21 protein-coding genes, 1 pseudogene and 1 riboswitch are annotated in these 22,902 nt (G+C 35.9%); of the genes and pseudogenes, 4 read left to right on the top strand and 18 right to left on the bottom strand.

Translation table 11 applies throughout. The features are described 5' to 3' along the window. Positions 1–249: 249 nt before the first annotated feature. Both ACVPPR_RS02000 and ACVPPR_RS01995 read left to right on the top strand, forming a co-directional pair. On the top strand, positions 250–558 hold the full coding sequence (locus tag ACVPPR_RS02000; RefSeq protein ID WP_462296865.1) for a transposase family protein: 309 nt from the start codon (positions 250–252) through the stop codon (positions 556–558). A gap of 36 nt (positions 559–594) precedes the next feature. Continuing rightward, positions 595–1,380: pseudogene (locus ACVPPR_RS01995) on the top strand (ISL3 family transposase). Between the two features lie 85 nt (positions 1,381–1,465). Here ACVPPR_RS01995 and lysS read toward each other — a convergent pair. From lysS to pth, 12 genes are all read right to left on the bottom strand, one after another. Beyond that, positions 1,466–2,965, bottom strand: a complete 1,500-nt coding sequence (gene lysS / locus ACVPPR_RS01990; protein ID WP_462298369.1) for a lysine--tRNA ligase — start codon at positions 2,963–2,965, stop codon at positions 1,466–1,468. Positions 2,966–3,036: 71 nt separating this feature from the next. After that, a complete protein-coding gene (gene dusB / locus ACVPPR_RS01985) occupies positions 3,037–4,047 on the bottom strand; it encodes a tRNA dihydrouridine synthase DusB (protein ID WP_462298367.1) in 1,011 nt (336 codons plus the stop codon). Between the two features lie 77 nt (positions 4,048–4,124). Then, entirely contained in the window at positions 4,125–5,009 is an 885-nt protein-coding gene (gene hslO, locus ACVPPR_RS01980) for an Hsp33 family molecular chaperone HslO (RefSeq protein WP_462304517.1), read from the bottom strand. Positions 5,010–5,084: 75 nt separating this feature from the next. Then, on the bottom strand, positions 5,085–7,160 hold the full coding sequence (gene ftsH, locus ACVPPR_RS01975; protein WP_462304516.1) for an ATP-dependent zinc metalloprotease FtsH: 2,076 nt from the start codon (positions 7,158–7,160) through the stop codon (positions 5,085–5,087). A gap of 93 nt (positions 7,161–7,253) precedes the next feature. After that, positions 7,254–7,793 carry a hypoxanthine phosphoribosyltransferase gene (gene hpt / locus ACVPPR_RS01970; RefSeq protein ID WP_462298362.1) on the bottom strand — a complete coding sequence of 180 codons (540 nt, stop codon included), beginning with the start codon at positions 7,791–7,793 and terminating at the stop codon, positions 7,254–7,256. Positions 7,794–7,798: 5 nt separating this feature from the next. Continuing rightward, a complete protein-coding gene (gene tilS / locus ACVPPR_RS01965; RefSeq protein ID WP_462304515.1) occupies positions 7,799–9,166 on the bottom strand; it encodes a tRNA lysidine(34) synthetase TilS in 1,368 nt (455 codons plus the stop codon). A 75-nt stretch (positions 9,167–9,241) separates the two neighbouring features. Further along, complete coding sequence (locus ACVPPR_RS01960) at positions 9,242–9,721, bottom strand: S1 domain-containing RNA-binding protein (protein WP_462298358.1); 480 nt, start codon at positions 9,719–9,721, stop codon at positions 9,242–9,244. A gap of 73 nt (positions 9,722–9,794) precedes the next feature. Further along, positions 9,795–10,181, bottom strand: coding sequence for an FtsB family cell division protein (locus ACVPPR_RS01955; protein WP_462298356.1), 387 nt, complete (start codon positions 10,179–10,181; stop codon positions 9,795–9,797). Between the two features lie 45 nt (positions 10,182–10,226). Further along, positions 10,227–10,493: an RNA-binding S4 domain-containing protein gene (locus ACVPPR_RS01950; RefSeq protein WP_462298354.1), complete on the bottom strand. Its 267-nt coding sequence runs from the start codon at positions 10,491–10,493 to the stop codon at positions 10,227–10,229. 17 nt (positions 10,494–10,510) lie between these two features. Further along, a complete protein-coding gene (locus ACVPPR_RS01945; protein ID WP_462304514.1) occupies positions 10,511–12,079 on the bottom strand; it encodes a putative polysaccharide biosynthesis protein in 1,569 nt (522 codons plus the stop codon). A gap of 21 nt (positions 12,080–12,100) precedes the next feature. Next, positions 12,101–15,622: a transcription-repair coupling factor gene (gene mfd, locus ACVPPR_RS01940; RefSeq protein ID WP_462304513.1), complete on the bottom strand. Its 3,522-nt coding sequence runs from the start codon at positions 15,620–15,622 to the stop codon at positions 12,101–12,103. A gap of 36 nt (positions 15,623–15,658) precedes the next feature. Next, positions 15,659–16,222 (bottom strand): aminoacyl-tRNA hydrolase, encoded by a 564-nt coding sequence (gene pth, locus ACVPPR_RS01935; RefSeq protein WP_462304512.1) that lies wholly within the window; start codon positions 16,220–16,222, stop codon positions 15,659–15,661. Positions 16,223–16,431: 209 nt separating this feature from the next. Here pth and ACVPPR_RS01930 point away from each other — a divergent pair, with 209 nt between their 5' ends. Both ACVPPR_RS01930 and cbpA read left to right on the top strand, forming a co-directional pair. Beyond that, a complete protein-coding gene (locus ACVPPR_RS01930) occupies positions 16,432–17,394 on the top strand; it encodes an L-lactate dehydrogenase (RefSeq protein ID WP_462304511.1) in 963 nt (320 codons plus the stop codon). Between the two features lie 151 nt (positions 17,395–17,545). Further along, positions 17,546–18,181: a cyclic di-AMP binding protein CbpA gene (gene cbpA, locus ACVPPR_RS01925; protein WP_462298345.1), complete on the top strand. Its 636-nt coding sequence runs from the start codon at positions 17,546–17,548 to the stop codon at positions 18,179–18,181. A gap of 31 nt (positions 18,182–18,212) precedes the next feature. On the opposite strand, the gene ACVPPR_RS01920 is transcribed toward cbpA, so the two are convergent. The 6 genes from ACVPPR_RS01920 to ACVPPR_RS01895 all read right to left on the bottom strand — a co-directional run bounded on the left by ACVPPR_RS01920 (position 18,213) and on the right by ACVPPR_RS01895 (position 22,820). After that, positions 18,213–18,713: a QueT transporter family protein gene (locus ACVPPR_RS01920; RefSeq protein ID WP_462298344.1), complete on the bottom strand. Its 501-nt coding sequence runs from the start codon at positions 18,711–18,713 to the stop codon at positions 18,213–18,215. Between the two features lie 13 nt (positions 18,714–18,726). Then, positions 18,727–18,771, bottom strand: a riboswitch (PreQ1 riboswitch). Positions 18,772–18,794: 23 nt separating this feature from the next. Next, complete coding sequence (locus ACVPPR_RS01915) at positions 18,795–19,166, bottom strand: type II toxin-antitoxin system PemK/MazF family toxin (RefSeq protein WP_462304510.1); 372 nt, start codon at positions 19,164–19,166, stop codon at positions 18,795–18,797. Between the two features lie 14 nt (positions 19,167–19,180). After that, positions 19,181–19,417, bottom strand: a complete 237-nt coding sequence (locus tag ACVPPR_RS01910; protein WP_462298341.1) for a hypothetical protein — start codon at positions 19,415–19,417, stop codon at positions 19,181–19,183. Between the two features lie 64 nt (positions 19,418–19,481). Continuing rightward, positions 19,482–20,603 carry an alanine racemase gene (gene alr / locus ACVPPR_RS01905; RefSeq protein WP_462304509.1) on the bottom strand — a complete coding sequence of 374 codons (1,122 nt, stop codon included), beginning with the start codon at positions 20,601–20,603 and terminating at the stop codon, positions 19,482–19,484. An 11-nt stretch (positions 20,604–20,614) separates the two neighbouring features. Next, positions 20,615–20,974, bottom strand: coding sequence for a holo-ACP synthase (gene acpS, locus ACVPPR_RS01900; protein WP_462304508.1), 360 nt, complete (start codon positions 20,972–20,974; stop codon positions 20,615–20,617). Positions 20,975–21,176: 202 nt separating this feature from the next. Beyond that, positions 21,177–22,820, bottom strand: coding sequence for a DEAD/DEAH box helicase (locus ACVPPR_RS01895; RefSeq protein WP_462304507.1), 1,644 nt, complete (start codon positions 22,818–22,820; stop codon positions 21,177–21,179). Positions 22,821–22,902: the final 82 nt, after the last annotated feature.

The following is a 22,902-nucleotide window of genomic DNA, read 5'->3' as shown; positions in this document are numbered from 1 at the left end:
ATACTTATGAGTGTTGATGAGAAATCATCGACACTCTTTTTTCGCAAAAAAAGAACATAAAGTTCTCACATGATAAAATTAAAGCGTCTAAACCACAATTTTAGAAGTGTGAACTTCATGTCCACTAATAATGATATACGAAATTTACTTGATATCCAAGATGAAATTATTTTATTTTGTGAGAATGCCGTCACGGCAGTGACTTACCATCAAAGAAAAATCAAACAGGTTGATGTTACTCTCACTTAGATGCCGAAATGCTGCGAAAGATGTGGCGTTATCAATACTAATTTCACAGTTGTCAAAAATGGAATGAAAACAACTATGATTCTCTTACCACGAACAAGCCATTTTGACACCTATCTTAAATTAAAGAAACAACGTTTCTTCTGTAAGGCTTGTCAGGAAACATTTACCGCAAGGACAACTATCATTGAAACTGGATGTCATCTTTCAACCGCTATTAAACGTTTAGCGCTTCTTTACTTATCAGATATTTCTTCTATCAAGACCATTTCAAAGCGTGTTAGTATTTCTCAACAACACTTCGTGTTTTAAATACGCTTGAAAATCAACATCAGACAGATTTGATACATCTGCCTGAAGGTACTCTGTTTTGATGAAGTCCATCTCACAAGTAACGTTTTAGGTGGTTTAAGTTTCATATATTTAGATCAAAAAAATGGGAAAATCTTTGATATCTTACCAGATCGTAGACAACCAACCTTAAAATCACATTTTCTCCATTATCCTAAAGAAGTCAGAGATAAAGTGAAGTATATTGTGATTGATATGAACGCCTCTTACGAGACGGTTATTAAAATGGTTTTTCCAAATGCCGCTATCATCTTAGATCGATTTCACATTGTTCAACTTTTCCAAAGATCCTTATCTAGTACACGTGTGAACGCCTCTAAACAATTATCTCGTAAAAAAGATACGCTAATATTAAAACGTTATTGGAAAAAATTTAACAAGTATTCCGATAAATTCGATTATAAAAATTACCAACATTTTTCTTTATTTAAAGAACTTTTTACTGAACAAGACTTAATGGACCGATTGTTAGCCTATTCACCTGATCTTTCTGATGCCTATCATATTTATTAAACTATTATTCGTATCATTAAATACAAAAAGACAGAAGAATTTCTTCCCTTTCTTAAGGAACTAGAAGAAAAAGGAACACCGAATGATCTTTTTAAAACTTCAGTTCAATCAATAATCAAGCACAAAGAACATATACTAAATACCATTTCTCATCCATATTCCAACGCGACACTTGAAGGTATAAATAATAAAACCAAGGTGATTAAACGTGTATCCTTCGGTTACAGAACTTTCAGTTCATTCAGAAACAGAATCTTCATAACGACATAAAAAAAGCTGAAGAATCTTACGATTCTTCAGCTTTAGTTTTATCATTTTTTTGCTTCATCAACACTATTTGACATAGAGCCTAAATTTATTGGTTATCGTCCGGTCTCATAGTTGGAAATAATAAGACATCTCTGATAGATTGGGCATCTGTCATTAACATAACTAACCTATCTATCCCAATTCCTAAACCACCTGTTGGTGGCATACCATATTCGAGAGCTTCGATGAAATCTTCATCAATTCCTTCTGCCTCATCGTTACCATCTTCACGTTCCTCAACCTGAGCTTCAAATCGCTCTCTTTGATCAATTGGATCATTTAACTCAGTAAATGCATTAGCATATTCTGTACCCAAAATATACATTTCAAACCGATCTGTAAATCTAGGATCATCTGCATTTTTCTTAGCCAAAGGTGAAATTTCTAAAGGATGGCCGTATATAAAGGTTGGATCAACAATTGTATTCTCAACAAATTTTTCGAAAAATTCATTAATAATATGTCCAACTTTCCAATATGATTCATACTTAACATGATGTTCATCTGCCAATTTTTGCGCTTCTTCAATTGACATTTCTTTCCAAAAATCTACCCCAGTTACAGATTTAATTGCATCTACCATATGTACTCTGGCAAATTTCTTATTAAAATCTACTTTTTTGCCATCATATTCAATAATGCCGTCATCTGAAACCACGTCAGCAACTGCCTTGAAAATACCTTCAGTTTCGTCCATTACATCATGAAAATCATAGTATGCGACATATGTTTCAAGCATTGTAAATTCTGGATTATGTTTAGTATCAATTCCCTCGTTACGGAACACTCGTCCAATTTCGTATACTTTTTCCATACCACCAACAATTAATCGCTTTAAATGTAATTCAAGCGCAATTCGTAGATATAATTCAATATCTAATGCGTTGTGATGTGTTTTAAATGGTTTAGCAGATGCGCCACCGGCTTGATTATGCAATACTGGCGTTTCAACTTCAGCATAGCCATTGCCATCTAAATAACGTCTCACAGCCGAAATAATTTGACTACGTTTCATAAAACGATCAAAACTTTCACGATTTGTGATTAAATCAAGATATCTTTGTCTGTAGATTTGTTCCACATTTTGTAAACCATGAAATTTATCTGGAAGTGGACGCAATGCTTTTGACAAAAAAGTAACTTCTGTTGGGCGAATTGTTAACTCACCCATATCCGTTTTCATTACATCACCAGTTATTCCAACAAAATCGCCAATATCTGAACGTTTGAAAACATGGTATGTTTCTTCACCTACAATATCTTTACGGACGTATAGTTGTAAACGACCATCTTTATCTTGAATATCAGCAAAGCTAACTTTACCTTTGCCACGTTTAGACATTAGTCTACCCGCAATAGTTGCTTGAATATCCATACCATCAAGTTCTTCTTTAGTAAATTCATCGTACTTGTCATGTAGTGCTTTAGTCATATCCTTACGTTCAAAACGGTGGCCAAATGGATCCACCCCTGCTTCACGAAGTTCTACAACTTTTTCGCGACGTACTTTTAATTGATCATTCATGCTTTGTTCTTGCTTTGCCATATTATATCCCTCACTTAATTACAGATTTCACTTACTATCATGCCAATTAACCCATGAAAATGCAACCATTTCTAGGCTTCTTTTTGCATTAATTTAAATTCACGTTCTTTTGTATCTTCTAAAAATTTATCAAATATTGTAATCATTGAAGCTTCCGAGTTTGCTTCATTCAATGCTGCCTTTGCTCTTGCTGAACGTGAAATCCCCTTTAAGTAGTATGCAGCTTGGCTTCTAAACTCTTTAGGCCCAATCACTTCACCCTTAATTTGACAGAGTGCATGCAAATGTTCTTTAGCAACTAATATTTTTTCAGCTGCTGATGGTTCAGCAATAAGTTCACCTGTTTCAAGGTAAGTCGTCGTTTGCTTAATCATCCAAGGATTTCCTAGCGCAGCACGGCCAATCATAACCGCATCAGCCCCAACTTCGTCCAACATTTTTTTAGCATCTTGTGGCGTTTTAATATCCCCATTACCCATAAAAGGAATTGTTTTTAAATTACTTTTTACTTCATGTAAAATATTCCAATCTGCTTTACCATTGTACATTTGGAAACGTGTTCTACCGTGCATTGCAAGCGCAGCAGCACCACCTTGTTCAGCAGCCAATGCGTTTTCAACTGCTAAAATGTGATCTTCATCCCAACCTGTTCTCATTTTAACGGTTACTGGAATAGATAGTTCATTCGTAACCGCATTAACCATCTCATAGACTTTATCTGGATCTAGTAACCAACGCGCACCTGCATCTGTTTTCGTCACTTTAGGTACGGGACATCCCATATTAATATCAACGATATCAGCTGAGGTATGTTCTTCAACAAACTTAGCGGCAGCAACCAACGTTTCTTTATCGCCACCAAAAATTTGGACACTAACTGGATGTTCTCTTGGATCAACAAACAGCATACTCAATGTTTTTTTATTTCTAAATTGGATTCCTTTATCAGAAATCATTTCACAAACCACTAATCCAGCACCAAAATCTTTACAAATCATTCTGAATGCCGCATTTGTTACACCTGCCATAGGCGCAACAACGACTTGATTAGGGATCAATATGTCACCAATTTTCCATTCCATTCTATTCACCTCATCATTTTTTACACTTACTATTGTTTAGTATCATATCACAAATCATGTTTTGATATGAATAAATTTTATTCAGCTGAGCTATCTAATAACTGCATTAATTCGCTTTCAGAGTAATGGTACTTGTTCCCACAAAAACGACAAACTGCTTCTGCACCATGATCTAATTCAATCATCTCAGTAATATCACTTTTAGGTAAAGTAGCTAATGATCCGTAAAATTTATCTTTTGAACAATCACATTCAAATGCAACTGGCATTTTGTCCAAGATATTCACATTTTCTTCACCAAACATGAGATAAATAATTTCTTCTGGTGTTTTACCATCTCTAAGTAACTCAGAAACCATTGGCATTTCTGCTAATTTTTTTTCTAATGCATCTAGAACTTCATCAGTGGCACCTGGCATAACTTGAATCATAAATCCACCTGCTACTTCAATTGTATTATCTGTATTCACAAAAACTGATAACTCAACTGAAGAAGGAATTTGTTCTGATTTTGCTAAATAGTAGGTAAAATCTTCACCTAGTTCGCCTGAAACTAATGGTACTTGACCCGTAAATGGTTCTTTCATTCCCATGTCTTTAGTGACAGCCATTGAACCTTGAGTACCAACAGCACCTTTAACATCAATTTTATGTTTTTCATTTAATGGTAAATGAATATGTGGTTCACCCAAATAACCTTTGACTGTCCCATTAGCATTTCCATCAATCACAATTGCACCAACAGGTCCGTTCCCATTAATTTTAACTGTCATTTTTTCATCACCTGATAACGTTGACGTACTCAACAACAATGTCCCTACCAAACTACGCCCGAGTGCAGCTGATGCCGCACTCCATGTATCATGTCTTCTTTGTGCCTCAGCAACCGTATTTGTTGCCGTAACTGCGTATACTCTCAATTGACCCTCAAAGGCCAAACTTTTTACAAGATAATCTTCCATTATTTCTCCTTAATAATTCATTTTAGACCAGCAAGAACTCCGACAGATAAGTCCATCGGAGTTCTTGAGTGACGATTATTTGTCGTCTTTATTTACTTTTGGATGGAAAACAACTGTTTTAGTCAAATCGACTTTATTTGTTTCTTCAGCCATTTTTTTTGCATCATTTCGTTCTAATTCTTTTTTCGTTGCTTCAAAAGAACCATCTTTTTCACTTGGAAATTCATTTGCATTGTCTTTTTCTGGCATTTTACCATCTTCAAACAAGCTCAAGATTTCTTTTTCATCAAGTGTTTCAAATTCTAATAATTTATCTGCAATTAATTTATGTTGTTCTCTATGATCTTCAATGATTTTTTTAGCAAGCGCCATACCTTCTTCAGATAGACGACGAACTTCAGCATCAATGATGTCAGCTGTGTTACTTGAATATGCCGCATTTGGTTGACCTGAGCCACCTGCAAACATTTGGCTATCACCCTCTAGTTGAACAGGTCCAAGTTTTTCACTCATACCATATTCAGTAACCATTGAGCGAGCCATTTGCGTTGCTTGTTGGAAATCGTTTGATGCCCCTGAAGATTGTTCATTGTAGATAATTTCTTCAGCAGCACGTCCACCCATTAACCCAGCAATTTGTTCGTTCATATCTTTTTTAGATAATAACATTTGGTCTTCTTTGGGTAGCATAATGGCATAACCGCCAGCACGACCTCGAGGTACGATTGTTACTTTATGAACAACTCTAGCTTCATTTAAAACTAAACCAACAATTGTATGTCCAGCTTCATGGAAAGCAACTGTTCGACGTTCTTTTTCATTAATAACACGATCACGTTTTGCTGGTCCCGCAATAACACGGTCTTCAGCTTCATCCATATCACTTGCATCTATTTTTGATTTATTACGACGAGCAGCCAATAATGCAGCTTCATTTAAAAGATTTTCCAAGTCAGCACCCACGAAACCTGGTGTTTGTTTTGCAATCATTTTTAAATCAACATCAGCTGCTAATGGTTTGTTTTTCGCATGAACGTTTAATATGGCTTCACGGCCCTTAACATCTGGACGACCAACTAAGACCTTACGATCAAATCGACCCGGACGTAAAAGTGCTGGATCAAGCACATCAGAACGGTTAGTAGCTGCAATCACAATCACACCTTCTGTACCCGTAAATCCATCCATTTCAACAAGCAATTGATTCAATGTTTGTTCACGTTCATCATTACCGCCACCAGTACCTGAACCACGACGACGTCCAACAGCATCAATTTCATCAATAAAGATGATTGAAGGTGCTGTTTTCTTAGCATTTTCAAACAAATCACGTACACGACTTGCACCAACACCGACGAACATTTCAACGAAATCAGAACCTGAAATTGAGTAGAATGGAACTTCAGCTTCACCAGCGACAGCTTTTGCAAGCAATGTTTTACCAGTACCTGGAGGTCCCTCAAGAAGAACACCTGATGGAATTCGTGCACCCAGATTGGCAAACTTGCGTGGTGCTTTTAAGAATTCAACAACTTCAACAAGTTCTTGTTTTTCTTCTTCCGCACCGGCAACGTCAGCAAAACGGACTTTATTATCTTTTTTGTCAGAAGGTTTTGTCTTTGATTTACCAAAGTTCATCACCTTACCACCACCGCCACCTTGTCCTGCTTGTCCCATCATAAGATAGAAAAAGCCGACTACTAACACAAGTGGAATAACAGTAATGGCCAATTGCACCCAAATGCTGTTTGATTGCTCTTCTTTTGTATCCATTTTTGTCTTTGTTGCTTCAGATGATTTCAAAATTTGAGCCATATTTGAATCATTTTGAAGCACTGTTGACGTAAAGTTCTTAACTTTTGTTGTTTTCTTTGAGGCCGGAATTAATGAGAACCCAGTATTTTTGCTCTTTTCTGTTTGAGCTTTTGTATAGGTACCCGTTATTTTGTAGACACCACCTGATGGTTGAATATCAAATGATTTTACTTTGTTTGATTGTAAGTTTGAGACAAATTCACTTGATTGAATTTCTTGTGACTTCGTTTCATTGCTACCATCGAAAAAGAAGTACATTACACCCATTATTCCAAGCATAATAACTATGTAAAATAAACTATTTTTAAAAAGTCCATTTTTAGGATTGTTTTTCATATCTACTCTCCTGCCCGTTTTTCTTTATTTTTAATTCAATTATCGCTTGAATAGGATACACTATATCACAATTGACATTCTTTGACCATTATTTTAATCTAAATAAATCTCAGGTTTTAAGATACCTATATATGGCAAGTTTCGATATTTTTCAGCATAATCTAATCCATACCCCACTACAAATTCATTTGGCACTTCAAATCCTGCGTAATCAACATTAACGTCTACTTTGCGTCCTTCAGGTTTATCTAACAATGAACACACTTTAACGGAATTCACATTTCTACCTTTAAATAAATCAACTAAGTACGCTAATGTTTGACCTGTATCCACAATATCTTCAACAATAATCACGTCTCTACCTTTAACATCAATATCTAAATCCTTAATAATTTTGACATTTCCGGTTGAAACAACACCATCTCCGTAACTTGAAACATTCATAAAATCAACTTCTGCATAATCCGAAACATTTTTCGCAATGTCAGCCATAAAAAGATAAGCACCTTTTAAAATACAAACAAGCAATGGATTTTTGCCTCGATAGTCAGCTGTAATTTGCTGTCCTAATTGTCGAGTTACATCTTTAATTTCTTGTTCACTGTAAAGAACTTTTTTAATATCTGCATCCATGCACTTTAGCCTCTTCCCTGCCTCTGGTTTTTTAAAACGATTATGTCTTGTATTTTATCAGTTTCAACGGTATCTGACAATTGAGATTTCTTATAATTTATCAACCAAACAATCTGTTTGGCATTGGTTTCTAAGACCCATGCCTTATTTCGGTCATCCCTACCTATCTTTTGATCGATAAATATTTTTTTAATTTTTTGTTTACCGCCATTTTCAATCGTTATATAATCCCCTGGTAATCGATGTCGGAGACTAAGCCCATTACCTGAAATCGAATGATTAACCAAAATATAATCTATTATATCTGTATCTTCTAAATTAATTTTCCCTTGTTCAAATACGCCAATTTTTTCATTTTCATTTAAATTAATCCATGCATTCATGCGTAACATCATTTTATCAGAATTTATTTCAACTGGTTTTTCTTTTTGAACAAACGCCATATACTCATATTTTTTACTAAATAATTGATTATTACCTAAATCAATCTCACTTTGTGGCTTTTTACGATTCATTAACAACTGATCAATTTGACGTATTTGCTCAGTTTTTAAAAACCATCCCTGCTCTTCCGCCATTTTTTTCAATACCGGTTTCCGCCATTTCATTGGTAGCGCTTGCCATTTTGCAATTAAAAAGCCAGATTCATTTTTAATTAATGCCATTTTGTCACCAATAGCTTCATCCGCTAAATCTAGGAGGTTCGACAGCTGATCTACATAACTCTGCGCATGTTCAAGTGCCTGATTATTATTTTCGAGCATTCTTGGTATAATTTCTTTTCTAACACGATTTCTAAAAAAATCTGTTGATTGATTTGTTTCATCTTCAAAAAACGTTACCTTTTGTTTTTGCGCATAATCACGAATTTCTTGTTTTGAAAATACCAATAATGGTCTAACCAACTGACCAGGTCCAAATGATCGCATTCGATCAATGCCTGTCAATTGTTCTATATCGCCACCACGAATGCTTTTCATAACTAAGGTTTCAATTTGATCATTAGCATGATGAGCCGTCATTAATAGCTCATAATTTTCTGAAAGCATTGTCTGTTCAAAAAAAAGATAACGCATTTCACGGGCTGCGTTTTCAATTCCTTTCAGCCCATGCTCAGCTACTGGCCACACTTTTTGATATAATTTCAGCTTATTTTCATGACAATACTTTTCAACAAACTCAGTTTCAACTTGGCTTTGCTCCCTAAGCTGATGATCAACGTATGCCACACCTATTTCAGGCCGAATGTCTCTTGGTAATTGCTGTAATAAATCAAGCAAAACCATCGAATCAACACCTGTTGAGGCCGCAACTAGAACTTTTTTGGGCCCGCCAATCAACCGGTATTGAGCCTCAAACTTTGTATTCAGCACAACTTTTCTCCTTTTTAAATTAAAAAAGAGCGGTTTAAAATTTTCATTTCAACCACTCTTCTTTAAAATTTGTTATTAATTGCGTCGGCCACCACGACCACCACGTTTACCTTCAGTACTTCTCTTTAATGAAACTAAGCGATCTTCACTATCCTTTAAAAAGCCAGATAATAATGAATCGAAGTCATCTTTTTGAGGTTCAACTTTTTTTGTCTGATAACGATTCTTTCCACCATTTGAGGGGCGTGAACCAGTCGATGCACGAGAATCCTTATTAAACGTTTTTTGTGGACGAGATTTTGTTTCTGCTACTTGTGGTTTATCAACTGCTTTACGGATTGATAAACTAATTTTGCCATCATCACCGATGGCTAAAACCTTAACTGTGACTTCATCCCCAACGGTCAAGACATCATGAATATCCTTGATGAATCCATCAGAAACTTCACTGATATGTACTAATCCCGTTTTTCTGTCACCCAAATCAATAAATGCACCAAAATTTGTAATTCCTGAAACTTTACCTGAGACTTTCTCTCCGACTTCAATAGACATAAAAAAGTTGCTCCTCCTTAGATATATATACTAAATTAGTATACCACGCTATATACCACGATACCATGCTCAATTAGTTTATTAAATTAGTTTTATCGCTAGGAAAACTGTAGACAGTTTCACCTTTTTTAGAAAAATAATATTTTTCGCGAATTAATTTTAGTAAATAGTCATTGTCATTTAATTGTTTAACCTTAAATTTAAGCTCTTTTTGATGTGCTTTAGCTTTTTTTAATTTTATTTGTTTAGCTGTTGTTTCTTGTTGATAGTGCCCAATTTTGACTTTCGTTGAAATCAACTGGACACTAAAAAAAATAATGATAAGGCCTAAAATAACGGTCAATCCGATTAAACGTCGACGATGAATATGTGTCAATCGTTGATCCTTTTTTCGTTCCGTTTTATTAGCTCTCGTGAAATCATTATCTAAGAATTTAATTTTCGATTTATTATCGGCCATATTTGTCTCCTAACCCAATAAAGGTATCCAATCAAAAATCGATGATTATCGACTTTCTTCAGCATAAACTTCAGAAACAACTTCATATAGATCAATTGATTCTGCTTTTTTTGTTGTTTCTTTAAGTGCCATAACCCTAACAGTCAGTGTCTTGTTACCGAATTGAATCGTTAATTCATCCCCTACGACAACATCTGTTGATGATTTTGCAATTTTATCATTAATCGCAATGCGACCTTTGTCAGCAATTTCTTTTGCGACTGTACGGCGCTTAATAATCCGTGATACTTTTAAAAATTTGTCTAATCTCATTAGTTAGTCTCCTTATTTTATCTTATAAATTTTTTTAAAATGCTTTTCCCAAACGGAAAACTCAACCACTCTCGAATGGAAAATAATCGCCACTTAATCGCTAAAATACCGAATATACCAGCTCCAATAACTCCTGAAGCGAGTACAGTAATTCCACTCAATAATCGGCCACCATTTATCCAGGCCATTAACTGATTACCTACTAAATAAACCACAATTCCCATGATTACACAAACTAATATTAATTTTATCATAAAATTAGGATCAATCAGTAATTGGCGTATCATACTTGGCGACATCAACCACATGGCTATCAATACAGCCAATAAGCTCAGAATCGTTGCAATACTTGCCCCAATTGTCCCCATCAGAGAAACAAAATAAAAATTAATTCCCATTTTGAGTAATAATCCAATAACCAAAGCCACAACCGCTGTTCGATATAAGCTCAGACTTTGTAAGACACTATTGTACGTACCAATAATTGCGGCCAACAAAATGCTAATCATATAAACAGATAACGTGCCATTTTGTAATTGGTCACCAAACAAAAATTGATTGATTAATGGCATTAGTGCTACTAATCCGATTGTTGCGGCTAACGATAATGCCACAGTTATGTGGACTAACATTTTGGCATAACGTTGAAAATCTCGTTCTCGATTCTCACGACGCGCTAGTGCCAGTGATGGTAATAACATCGATGAAAAACCGACTGAAATGACCAACCCCAGTTGAACCAATGGCTGAGCCCGGTCATAAATTCCCTTTAACGATTTTGCAGCAGCATTTGAATACCCAAAATGGACCAAACCATTTTTTACTGTAAATGAATCAATTAATTGAAGCAAAACCATCATTGCCGCAAATAGACAGATAACAAGACCTTCAGAAAATAACTTTCTAGCGACAATCATTAATCTTTGCCTGTTTATTTTAATATGGATTTGTCTAAAATCCACTCTAAAAAAATGAGTGAATGACAAACTCGCTCCAATTGCTCCAATCGAAGCCCCAATCATGGACCATGCGCCCATTGAATACAGTGACGTTTTATTTTTAGCCGCGATATATGCCGCTAAAATAATAATCCCAACGCGCAATAATTGTTCAACAACTTGTGAAACAGCCGTTTTATTCATTTCGAAAATACCTTGGTAATAACCACGTCCAACTGCTAAAATCGGCAAAAATAAGAACATGAACGCCACACTTCGAATCAGAATATCTAATTGACCATCACCCATTGCCGTTGCAATCCAAGCTGCCCCTAATTGTAACCCAGAAAAAATCACCAAGCTAAAGAGACTTAAAACAATGAAAATATCATGGGACAACTCTATTTTATCTTCTTCCAAAGGTTCCTCAGCAATTAACTTACTAATATAAACCGGAAACCCGGTTAAAGCAAAAGTCATCCCTATCCCATAAATCGGATAGACCTGTTGATAAATATAAAAACCAGTATCACCAACTAAGTTTTGTAACGGTACTCGATAAATGGCGCTCAAAATTTTGGCAATTAACGAGGCAATTGATAAAATCATCGCCCCTCGCATCAAATGTCTAAGTTGCTTATTTCCCATATCATTTCGATTCCTTTTTTATTAGTTAGCGACGGTCAATTCTCCAACAGACTCACTCAGTGCTTGAACAAAGTTCTGTAATTCAATCAACCAATCCGATTCAGTCATCTTAGGCTGAATCACTAAAACGACACGCATTTGTTTACCTTGAGGTTTCAATGTTGCTTTTAATTTTGTAGCTGACAGCGCCTTAAAGATAGCTTCCGCTCCCAACAATGTGGTGCCTTTTTCTGAAACAAAAACACTTAATTGATCTTTATCTTTTTTTATTTTTTCAACTAGCGCCCTATCAGCAAATAATTTGAGTAGCCCAATTTCCATTAGGTTGTTGACTTCTGTCGGAAATTCGCCGAAACGATCAATTAAATCACCTTGCACTTCTAAATATTGATCATAATTATCAAATTGTCGAATTCGTTTATAGATTTCTATTTTTTGACGTTGATCATCAATATAAGTTGAAGGTAAGTAGGCTTCAATATTAATTTCAATTTCAGAATCAGACTTAGGATCAACTTTTTTACCTTGTTTTTTATTCACAGCTTCTGTCAACATCTGTGTATATAAATCGTACCCAACAGAATCAATGAAGCCATGTTGTTGACGCCCTAATAAGTTTCCTGCTCCACGAATAGATAAATCACGCATAGCAATTTTAAACCCTGAACCCAATTCAGTAAAATCTTTAATGGCTTCCAAACGTTTTTCACTAACCTCAGTTAACACCTTATTAGGCTTGTACATGAAATAAGAGTACGCGATTCGGCTACTTCGACCAACACGACCACGTAATTGATATAATTGTGCCAATCCCATGTGATCCGCATTTTCGACAAATAACGTATTCGCATTAGAAATATCCACACCCGTCTCAATAATAGTCGTCGTCACCAATACATCATACACACCCTGAATAAAATCATATAAAACATTTTCTAATTGATTTTCAGTCATTTGCCCATGAATATAGGCGACACTGGCTTCCGGCACCATTATTTCAATTTCTGAAACAACTTTTTCGATATCTTCAACCCGGTTATGCAAGTAAAAAACTTGTCCACCGCGTTGCAGCTCACGTTGAATTCCATCTCGAATGGTGCCCCCATTTTGTTCCATCACGTACGTTTGAATAGGATAACGGTTCAATGGCGCTGTCTCAATCACTGACAAATCACGCACACCAAGCATCGACATATTCAATGTTCTTGGGATTGGGGTCGCCGTTAACGTTAAAACATCCACTTGTGATTTAAATTGTTTAAGCCGTTCTTTATGTTTCACACCAAATCGTTGTTCTTCATCCACAATTAACAGCCCTAAATCAGCAAATTGAACATCTTTCGATAAAATCCGATGTGTTCCAACAACAATATCCAAAGCACCACTAGCCATTTTATCGGTTGTTTCTTTGAGTTGTTTCTTCGTTCTAAATCGAGATAAAATGCCAATTTCAACTGGGAAACCTTCAAAACGGTTAATCATCGTTTCATAATGTTGCTGCGCCAAAACAGTTGTTGGCACTAACAACGCCACTTGTTTATGGTCTTGAATGGCTTTGAACGCCGCACGTAAAGCCACTTCCGTTTTACCAAAGCCAACATCCCCAATTAACAAACGATCCATTGGTTTCTTTTGTTCCATATCATGCTTGATTTCATTGGAACTTCTAATTTGATCTTCCGTTTCAGAATAAGGAAACGCATTTTCAAATTCCATTTGGTAATCATTGTCCTCTGAAAATTGAAAACCAACCTCAGCTTCGCGTTCCGCGTATAGTGCAACCAAATCATCAGCAATATCTTCAATTTTAGCAGCAACTTTATTTTTGGTTTTAGTCCATTCAGTGCCACCTAATTTATTAATTCTTGGTGACTTAGATTCAGACGACACATATTTTTGAACCATATTTAATTGGGTAACTGGAATAAATAATTTTGCGTCATCTCGATAAGCAATTGTCATATAATCTTGATGTCTACCATCAACTTCCAGCGTTTCCATACCCATAAACTGACCTATCCCATGATTCACATGAACCACGTAATCACCAGGCTTTAAATCTTGATAACTTTTCAGCCGTTCAGCATTAGCTAACGTTTGTCGTTTGGGTCGTTTTTTGGCAACTTTATTGAACATTTCGTGCTCGGTCACAACAACCAAGTTCGCTGTTGGCAATTCAAATCCTGCTTGTAAATTTCCTTCTACAACTTGAACTTTATTTGCTTGCAGGCTATCTAACGTATTCATAATAGAAGGAATCTCAAAATCATCCAATGTTTGCGAGACTTTATTGAGTCGTTCTTTATCCTGAACCATGACGATAATCGTTTGTTTCTTCTTTAACCAACGATCCATTTCTGTTTTAAGTAATGGCATTTGACTGAAAAATTGTTGCATGGCATGCCCTGGTACATCAATCAATTGATTGAATTTTAAATGTCCCATCCCTTTTTGAAAATGAGCCATAAATAATTCAGCATGTGTCTCTTTTTTCAATAAGTCGCGTAATTCAAATCCAAAAGTGCTCGTAGATAAAACTTGATGCGTTTTCAGCTTATCTGCCATCCAGTTATCTTCGTCTAATTTAAGGGATTTTTCGGATTCTAATAGGCGTGGATAATCATCCATGACAACTAGTCCATCCCCGCCTAAATAATCTAACAGGCTCGTTTTTCCCTGATAAATGATATCGCCAAATAATAAGTGTTCCGGAGCTAATCGGCCTTTTTCAAAATCACTCATAAGGGGCATGATGTTGGATTCTAAGCGTTCTTGATCATCACTATCTAACCGTTTATATTCAACACCATAAGCCTTTTTTAACGTTTTACTAGCTTGTAATAACATCTCGTCAGTCGCAATAAAATCAGTTGCCGGGATGACTTGAATCTGATCCACATTTTCTAAACTACGTTGATTAGTCACATCAAAATAACGTAGTGAATCTATTTCCGTATCAAATAAATCCAATCGAATTGGATTTTCAACCGTTAAAGGATAAATATCTAAAATAGAGCCTCGCACAGCGAAATCACCAGGACGTTCAACTAGTTTTTGACGCTGATAGCCCATCGTAAAAAGTTGTGTTTCAGTTGCTTTTAAATCAATATCTTTTCCAACGGCTAAGTCTAACGTTGCTTGTTTCCACGTTGAAACAGGTGCTAAAAAACGTCGTAATCCTGATATTGACGTCACAACCAGCTTAGGTGTCTCCTCTAATAAAGCTTGGAGTGTTTGAACGCGTTCACCTTTAAATTCAGGTGAACTTGTTGCCAACTCTGCAGCCAATAATTCTTCAACTGGAAACGTTAGGACCTGGTCTTCAGCGATAAAATTAGTTAAGTCTTCATTCAACTGTGTCGCATGAAATAAATTATCCGTCACAACCAGCATAGATCTTTTTTTATTTTTAAAAATAGTCGCTAACATCAACGTTTTAGCTGAACCTGTTAGACCAGTTAACAATTGTCTCGTATTCGGTTCAATAGCCGTTAACCAGTTATCCACACCAGGGACAGCTTGCATCATTGTTTCTAAATTCATTATTCTACCTTTTACCCTTTTCTAAGCGGCCTTCTCTTATTTATGATTATATTTATTCATTGTATTCATAAAATCATCCGTTTCTAACCAATCTTCAATAGCCAAAATTGCTGTATTAATGGCATCCCCTAAAGCCTTCTCTTGATTTTTAGAAAATTTCGTTAACACCCAATCGACAACGGAAACTTTATCTGGATGATCAATACCAATTTTAATGCGTTTAAATTCTTGTGTACCCGTATGTGCAATAATACTTTTCAAACCATTATGTCCACCAGCAGAGCCTTTTTGACGTAAACGAATGCGCCCAACTTCTAAATCAAGATCATCATTCACAATAAGAATATCTGCGATGGCAATTTTATAAAAATCCATCAAAGGTCTAACTGCTCGACCAGATTCATTCATATAGGTAGATGGTTTAACCAGCAAGATTTTTTCACCCGCTAAATTAAATGATGCGACTTGCGCTTCATATTTACTTGATCCAAAATTAGCATCATGTTGTTTTGCAAATGTGTCCACTGTGGCGAACCCAACATTATGTCTTGTACCATCATACTTTTCACCAATATTACCTAACCCAACTATCATTTTCATTTCATTTTCTCCTTTAGATAAACGCAAACATCTGGGCAAGTTTAGATAACTTACCCAGCAATTCAATCCTATTCTTTTCTATCAACTATTATACCATACTCGATTTCTGAAAATTTTGTGAAAGAACTCGTTCATCTAGTATGTTTTTTCATAAAAAAACATGTTATAATTACTCAGTAATAATTATAGCTCTGAAAGGATGAATTATTTTGACAAAAACACAAAATCATCAAAAAGTTATCTTAGTCGGCGATGGCGCCGTAGGTTCTAGTTACGCATTCGCAATGACACTCCAAGGTGTCGGCGAAGAATTCGGTATCATCGATGTTGCGAAAGATCGCACTGTCGGAGATGCTTTAGATTTAGAAGATGCTACACCATTCGCATTTCCTAAACGTATCTACTCAGCAGAATACTCTGACTGTGAAGATGCAGATCTTGTCGTTATCACTGCTGGTGCACCACAAAAACCAGGTGAAACACGTCTTGACCTTGTAAACAAAAACTTAAACATCTTGAAAAGTATCGTAACTCCAATCGTTGAATCTGGATTTAAAGGTATTTTCTTAGTTGCTGCTAATCCAGTTGATATTTTAACTTACGCAACAATGAAATTCTCTGGTTTCCCTAAAGATCGTGTTATTGGTTCAGGTACTTCACTTGATACTTCACGTTTACGTGTTGCTTTAAGCAAATTAACTGACATCAACGATCCTCGTTCAATCCATGCTTACATGATGGGTGAACATGGTGATACAGAATTTGCTGCTTACTCAGCTGCAACTATCGGTGGTCTTCCATTCTTAGATTGGGTAAAAGCAAACAACATTTCTGATGACCAACTTGCTAAAATTGAAGATGACGTCCGTAACAAAGCTTACGAAATCATCAACAAAAAAGGCGCAACATTCTACGGTATTGGTACAGCATTAGCTCGTCTTTCAAAAGCAATTTTGCGTGACGAAAATGCCGTATTACCTGTTAGTGCTTACATGGACGGACAATATGGTTTGAACGATATTTATATCGGTACACCAGCTGTTGTTAATGGCCAAGGTCTTGCACAAATCATCGAAGTACCTTTAAGTGATGTTGAATCTAAACGTATGACTGATTCAGCTGCTACTTTAAAACAAGTATTAACTGATGGTCTTAAAAAATTAGGTGAATAATTTTTTAATTATTTCCTACTAAAAAGGAACGGAAGATATTCTTCCGTTCCTTTTTTAATACAATTTTAATAATCAATTTACTGTTAAAGTGCTTTTTTTATGGTATTATAAACATGTAAATGAGAAAAACTTAATCTTTGGAGGCGCCTGTATGCTATTAAATACTTTAGTTAAACCGTTAAAAGAACTAACAACCGTTCGTGAAAGTGTCACACTCGAAGAAGCACTCACAATCTTAGAAGATTCTGGATTCCGTTGTGTTCCAATTTTGGATGAAACGGGCCAAATCTTCCGCGGTAATATCTATAAGATGCATATTTACCGTCATAAATCACAGGGTGGAGACATGTCACTTCCTGTCACTTATCTTTTAAAAAATGCGACTAAATTTATTTCTTCTGATTCAGCATTTTTTAACGTTTTCTTTTCAATCAAAGATTTACCTTACATTGCTGTTCTAAATGAAAATAATTATTTTGAAGGCATTTTAACACATACACGCCTTCTTGATATGTTATCTCAATCATGGAATTTTGACGTTGGTAGTTACGTCTTAACTGTCGTCTCTGCCGGAGAACGTGGTGATTTAGTTGAAATGGCTAAGATCATTACTAAATATTCTTCAATCGCAAGTTGTATGACTTTAGACGTTAAAGAAGGCGAATTATTACGTCGTACATTATTCACATTACCAGCTGGTGTCACACAAGAAAAAGTTGATAAGATTGTTGATAACTTAGGACGCAAAGAATTTATTGTTTCCGAAATTGAAGATTTACGTAGCTAAACAAAAAACAGACCCTTTCAGGTCTGTTTTTTTAGTGCATTCTTTTATCAAAATGAATAGCGCGATCTAACACGAGCATAATTGGTGCTGTAATTGTCATAATGATAAATTCAGATAACGCTGTCGTACCATATGTAGGCCAGAATGGTAACTTCGCTGTAACGTTCAACATAATTGCAATTAAAAACATGGTAAATGAGAAAACCACAATATTTAAAAGCATTTTTTGCCACATTGATTTAAATTTTGGACTAACAAAAATGACAATCAGAAGACCCATAATTGTTTGTCCACCGCCAAAAAGAACATCTAAAGGTGAACTGTAAAAGAGATTAAATAAAATAACCCCTAATGAGACACCCCAGATATATTTCTTATTAAACAAAACCAGATGATTCAATCCTTCTGATATGCGAAATTGAATGGCCCCACTGGCCATACTGAACATACCTGGAACAACTGCCAATACGATATAAAGTGCAGCGATTAAACCATTAATAATTACCTGGTTTACACGATTATTTTTTGTCATTATTTATTCATAGACTCCCTTAGTTTTTTTGCGTGGGATGGTTACGAACCACGTTTTTTATTTTCCTATGTTATTTAATGCCTATTTTACTTTATGTATCGCTGAAACAAGTCCAATACTCGTTCTAAGCGCGTTATCAACCTCAAGCATACTTTCTTTCGATAAATGTGCAATACGGTCTTTCAAACGTTGCTTATCAATCGTACGAATTTGTTCCATTAGTATAACTGAATCTTTTTCAATACCTACTTTACTAGCTAAAAGACCAACATGAGTTGGCATTTTAGGCTTTTGGATACGTGTCGTAATAGCGGCAACGATGACCGTTGGACTATAGCGATTACCAATATTATTTTGGATAATGAGAACTGGTCTCATACCGCCTTGTTCAGAACCAACAACGGGAGATAAATCCGCATAGAAAATATCTCCACGAATAATACTATCAACCATTTTACCCCAACTCTCTACATAATTTGAAGATGCAATAACACTTCATCTTCAGATCCTTTAAAATCGTGACATATCTCACTGTTCAATTGCCCCATCTCTGAGTAACCACTGATTAACTCATCCATTGCCTCTTGATGGCTCAAAACCAAATTCAATATGTCTTTGTCCTTCAACAATGCCTCATTGGTGATCGAATAATACGCACAATAATCGGCTATGTGATTCATGACTACTTTCTCATTTTTATCCATTTATACTTCCCCCATAAATGATACGCTATCGCCATTTTACCATAGCGACATAAGCAAATAAACATTAATTTAGGTACATACGTGGGATTCGTTCTGAAAGTGCACAAGTAACTTCATAATGAATCGTATCAATATACGTCGCAATCTCCTGAGCCGTGATTACTTTATCACCATCTTGACCAATTAAAGTTACTTTTGTCCCATTCATCATGTCATAGGGTAACCGAATCATTATTTGATCCATACAAATTCGACCAATTATTTCACAGAATTGACCATCGACCAATAATTTAAATCCTTGCATTTGACGCATTAAACCATCTGCATAACCGATTGGCACTGTACCAACCCACTCATCTTCTGTCGCCTGATAAGTAATGCCGTAACCAACAGAATCGCCTGCCTGAATTTTTTTCACGAAACTCAACTCAGAGGTTAAGCTCATAGCGGGTTTCAAATCATAAGGCAATGTTAATTCACCACCAGATGGGTTCAATCCATACATTGAAATGCCCATTCTAATCATGTTACCGTTACAAGCCGCATGCCATAAACTCGTTGCTGAATTGGAAACATGCACATAACGTGGCCTATTAACAACAACTGCCATTAACGCATTAAATTTTGCCAATTGTTTTTTAAAGTAAGTTTCATCAGCAGAATCTGCTGTAGCAAAATGAGTGAAAATCCCTTCAAAATCAAACATTTTTTTATGACTTTCTAGAAAATCAATTGCCTCTAACAACGGATCTGTATTTCTAAATCCAATTCGACCCATACCAGTATCCAATGCCAAATGAATAGCTAACGGAGCCAATTTTTCTTGGTTGAGCAACGCATTCGCTTCCTGCAACCAACTCAGTTCTGACACAGTTGCAGATATTTTATTTTTAGCTAATAGTGGTGCATATTTACTTTCCGTTAAGCCCAAAATGAGAATAGGTTCGACAAATCCGGCTTCTCTTAAAGCTAAAGCTTCATCAATTATTGCAACACAAAATCCCTTTGCACCAGCTTCTTTAGCGGCTTTAGCAACTTCAACTAAGCCATGTCCATATGCATTAGCTTTAACAACAGCAAATATAACCGTTGCATCAGTTAATGTTCTTTTTTCAGCAGCAATATTATTCTTGATAGCTGCTCTATCCACTAAAATTTGAGTTGGGCGATGCTTTCCTACAACCATATTGTTATCTCCTAGTCTTTATTTTCTAAAATAACTTCAGTCATCACTAAATTATCTGTATGAGAAATGGAAATGAATCCATTGCCATTGAACGGTTGACGTGTGATAACTGGTTTCCCCGATTTATCATTCAATATTTCAATATCCAAAAAGCCAACTTTGTCACCTATTCCAGTTCCAAAAGCCTTGCTATACGATTCTTTCGCTGAAAATCTTCCAGCAATGAATTCATCTTTATGACTCCCTTTTAATGCAGCAAATTGGTTACGCTCGTTTGTTGTAAGAATTTTAGTTATAAATTGTTCATGCTGTTTAGCCATCTCTGCTACTCGACTAATATCAGATAAATCAACACCAATTCCGTAAATCACATTATCACCTATTTCTTATTTTCATTCATACTTTCAAATCCACTAATAAGTAATTATAATCAGTTCTACTTCTAATCAGTTTATCAAATTTCCGCACTAAAATCACTTATATTCCATCTATCAATATTGTAAGGTCTCTCTCACTGTTAATTAAAGACAAAAAAAGAGGCCTAAATAATTAGGTCTCTTTTCGATCTTCAAATTAATCTTTTGTTCTGATTGTAAAGTTACGTTTTGGTGCGCTGCTTCCGTTTGAACGATTGTCATTCGAACGTCCACCATTGCTACGGTTATCGCTTGAGCGGTTACCTTTGTAACCTCCGCCACCATTACCATTGCTACGACGGTCTGAGCTTCCGCCATTACTACGGCGATCGCTACTACTTCCGTTACGACGATCTGAACTTCCACCGTTACTACGGCTTCCGCCACCCTTACGGTTTCCTTGGTAGCCACCACCACGACGATTACCGCCGCCATTGCCGCCGCGACGGTTGTTACCGCCACCACCGCCACCCTTACGTCTAGGTAATGGGCGTTCTGGTGTAATCTTAACAGGTACTTGTGATGAATCATTCTTAATAACATCACTAAGCAATGCTGCAACTAAATCAGCAACATCAAACTTAGCCATTAATTCAGTAGCTTGTTTTGCATATTTTTTAGTATCAGTTTTGTTAACTAAGGCTGTAACATCAGCAATTGCTGTTTCAATTTGACCAGCAAATGCTTCGTCATCTGTAGGTGGTGTTAAAGCTACCATACGTTTCTTAGTTAATTTTTCGATTTGACGTAAGTAATCCATTTCATTTGGTGAAACAAATGTTAATGAAGTACCCTTATGTCCGGCACGACCAGTACGGCCAATACGATGGACATAACTTTCAGGATCTTGAGGAATATCGTAGTTAAAGACATGGGTAACCCCAGAAATATCTAAACCACGAGCAGCAACATCAGTTGCCACTAAAATATCAAGTTTACCTGATTTAAATTCACGTAAAATACTCATACGACGTTGTTGTGATAAATCACCATGAATTCCTTTAGCGTTGTATCCACGCATTTCGAAACCTTTAGCTAATTCATCAACACGACGTTTTGTACGACCAAAAACGATTGTTTGTGTTGGGTTTTGAGCATCATACATACGTGTCATAACATCAAATTTTTCGAAATCTTTTGAGATAACGTAGTATTGATCAACTAAGTCAGTTGTTAATTCTTTTGCTTTAACAGCTACCAAAGTTGGATCTGTCATGAATTTTTCACCAATGTGACGAATAGCATTTGGCATTGTAGCAGAGAATAACAATGTTTGACGTTCGTCAGGAACTGTTGTTAAGATACTTTCGATATCTTCAACGAATCCCATATCTAACATTTCATCAGCTTCATCTAAAACTAACGTTTTAACATGACCTAATTTAACGGTACGACGACGAATATGATCTAATAAACGTCCAGGTGTTCCAACTAAAATTTGAGGTGCGCGGCTAAGACTCTTGATTTGACGACGAATATCAGATCCACCATAAACAACTTGAACTTTAGCATGTTTTTCTTTACCTAAACGGTAAAGTTCTTCTTGCGTTTGGATAGCAAGTTCACGTGTTGGTGAAATGATAAGTGCTTGAACTTCATCCTTTGTTGTATCAATTGTATCTAAGATTGGTAAACCAAATGCAGCAGTTTTACCAGTACCTGTTTGTGCTTGTCCAATAACATCTTTTCCTTCTAAAGCCATGGGAATAGTTTGAGATTGGATAGGTGTTGCTTCTTCAAAACCGCTACGTTGAACGGCCTTTAGTAGTTCATCGGATAGTCCTAATTCTGTAAATTTCAAGTATAAATTCCTCCTAATGTGTTTGCAAACTAACATGCTTCACAACACAGTTAAGAGTTCGTCGTCAATTACTGTCTTGTAA

Source organism: Dellaglioa sp. L3N, from assembly GCF_054941095.1.
This window is presented reverse-complemented; position numbering and strand designations above follow the sequence as displayed.

What these genes read in the sequence shown, in the direction of transcription:
- ACVPPR_RS02000 (WP_462296865.1), top strand. Translation starts at nt 250, where the DNA reads ATGCCGAAATGCTGCGAAAGATGTGGCGTTATCAATACTAATTTCACA.
- lysS (WP_462298369.1), bottom strand. Translation starts at nt 2,965, where the DNA reads ATGGCAAAGCAAGAACAAAGCATGAATGATCAATTAAAAGTACGTCGC.
- dusB (WP_462298367.1), bottom strand. Translation starts at nt 4,047, where the DNA reads ATGGAATGGAAAATTGGTGACATATTGATCCCTAATCAAGTCGTTGTT.
- hslO (WP_462304517.1), bottom strand. Translation starts at nt 5,009, where the DNA reads ATGGAAGATTATCTTGTAAAAAGTTTGGCCTTTGAGGGTCAATTGAGA.
- ftsH (WP_462304516.1), bottom strand. Translation starts at nt 7,160, where the DNA reads ATGAAAAACAATCCTAAAAATGGACTTTTTAAAAATAGTTTATTTTAC.
- hpt (WP_462298362.1), bottom strand. Translation starts at nt 7,793, where the DNA reads ATGGATGCAGATATTAAAAAAGTTCTTTACAGTGAACAAGAAATTAAA.
- ACVPPR_RS01960 (WP_462298358.1), bottom strand. Translation starts at nt 9,721, where the DNA reads ATGTCTATTGAAGTCGGAGAGAAAGTCTCAGGTAAAGTTTCAGGAATT.
- ACVPPR_RS01955 (WP_462298356.1), bottom strand. Translation starts at nt 10,181, where the DNA reads ATGGCCGATAATAAATCGAAAATTAAATTCTTAGATAATGATTTCACG.
- ACVPPR_RS01950 (WP_462298354.1), bottom strand. Translation starts at nt 10,493, where the DNA reads ATGAGATTAGACAAATTTTTAAAAGTATCACGGATTATTAAGCGCCGT.
- ACVPPR_RS01945 (WP_462304514.1), bottom strand. Translation starts at nt 12,079, where the DNA reads ATGGGAAATAAGCAACTTAGACATTTGATGCGAGGGGCGATGATTTTA.
- mfd (WP_462304513.1), bottom strand. Translation starts at nt 15,622, where the DNA reads ATGAATTTAGAAACAATGATGCAAGCTGTCCCTGGTGTGGATAACTGG.
- pth (WP_462304512.1), bottom strand. Translation starts at nt 16,222, where the DNA reads ATGAAAATGATAGTTGGGTTAGGTAATATTGGTGAAAAGTATGATGGT.
- cbpA (WP_462298345.1), top strand. Translation starts at nt 17,546, where the DNA reads ATGCTATTAAATACTTTAGTTAAACCGTTAAAAGAACTAACAACCGTT.
- ACVPPR_RS01920 (WP_462298344.1), bottom strand. Translation starts at nt 18,713, where the DNA reads ATGACAAAAAATAATCGTGTAAACCAGGTAATTATTAATGGTTTAATC.
- ACVPPR_RS01915 (WP_462304510.1), bottom strand. Translation starts at nt 19,166, where the DNA reads ATGGTTGATAGTATTATTCGTGGAGATATTTTCTATGCGGATTTATCT.
- ACVPPR_RS01910 (WP_462298341.1), bottom strand. Translation starts at nt 19,417, where the DNA reads ATGGATAAAAATGAGAAAGTAGTCATGAATCACATAGCCGATTATTGT.
- alr (WP_462304509.1), bottom strand. Translation starts at nt 20,603, where the DNA reads ATGGTTGTAGGAAAGCATCGCCCAACTCAAATTTTAGTGGATAGAGCA.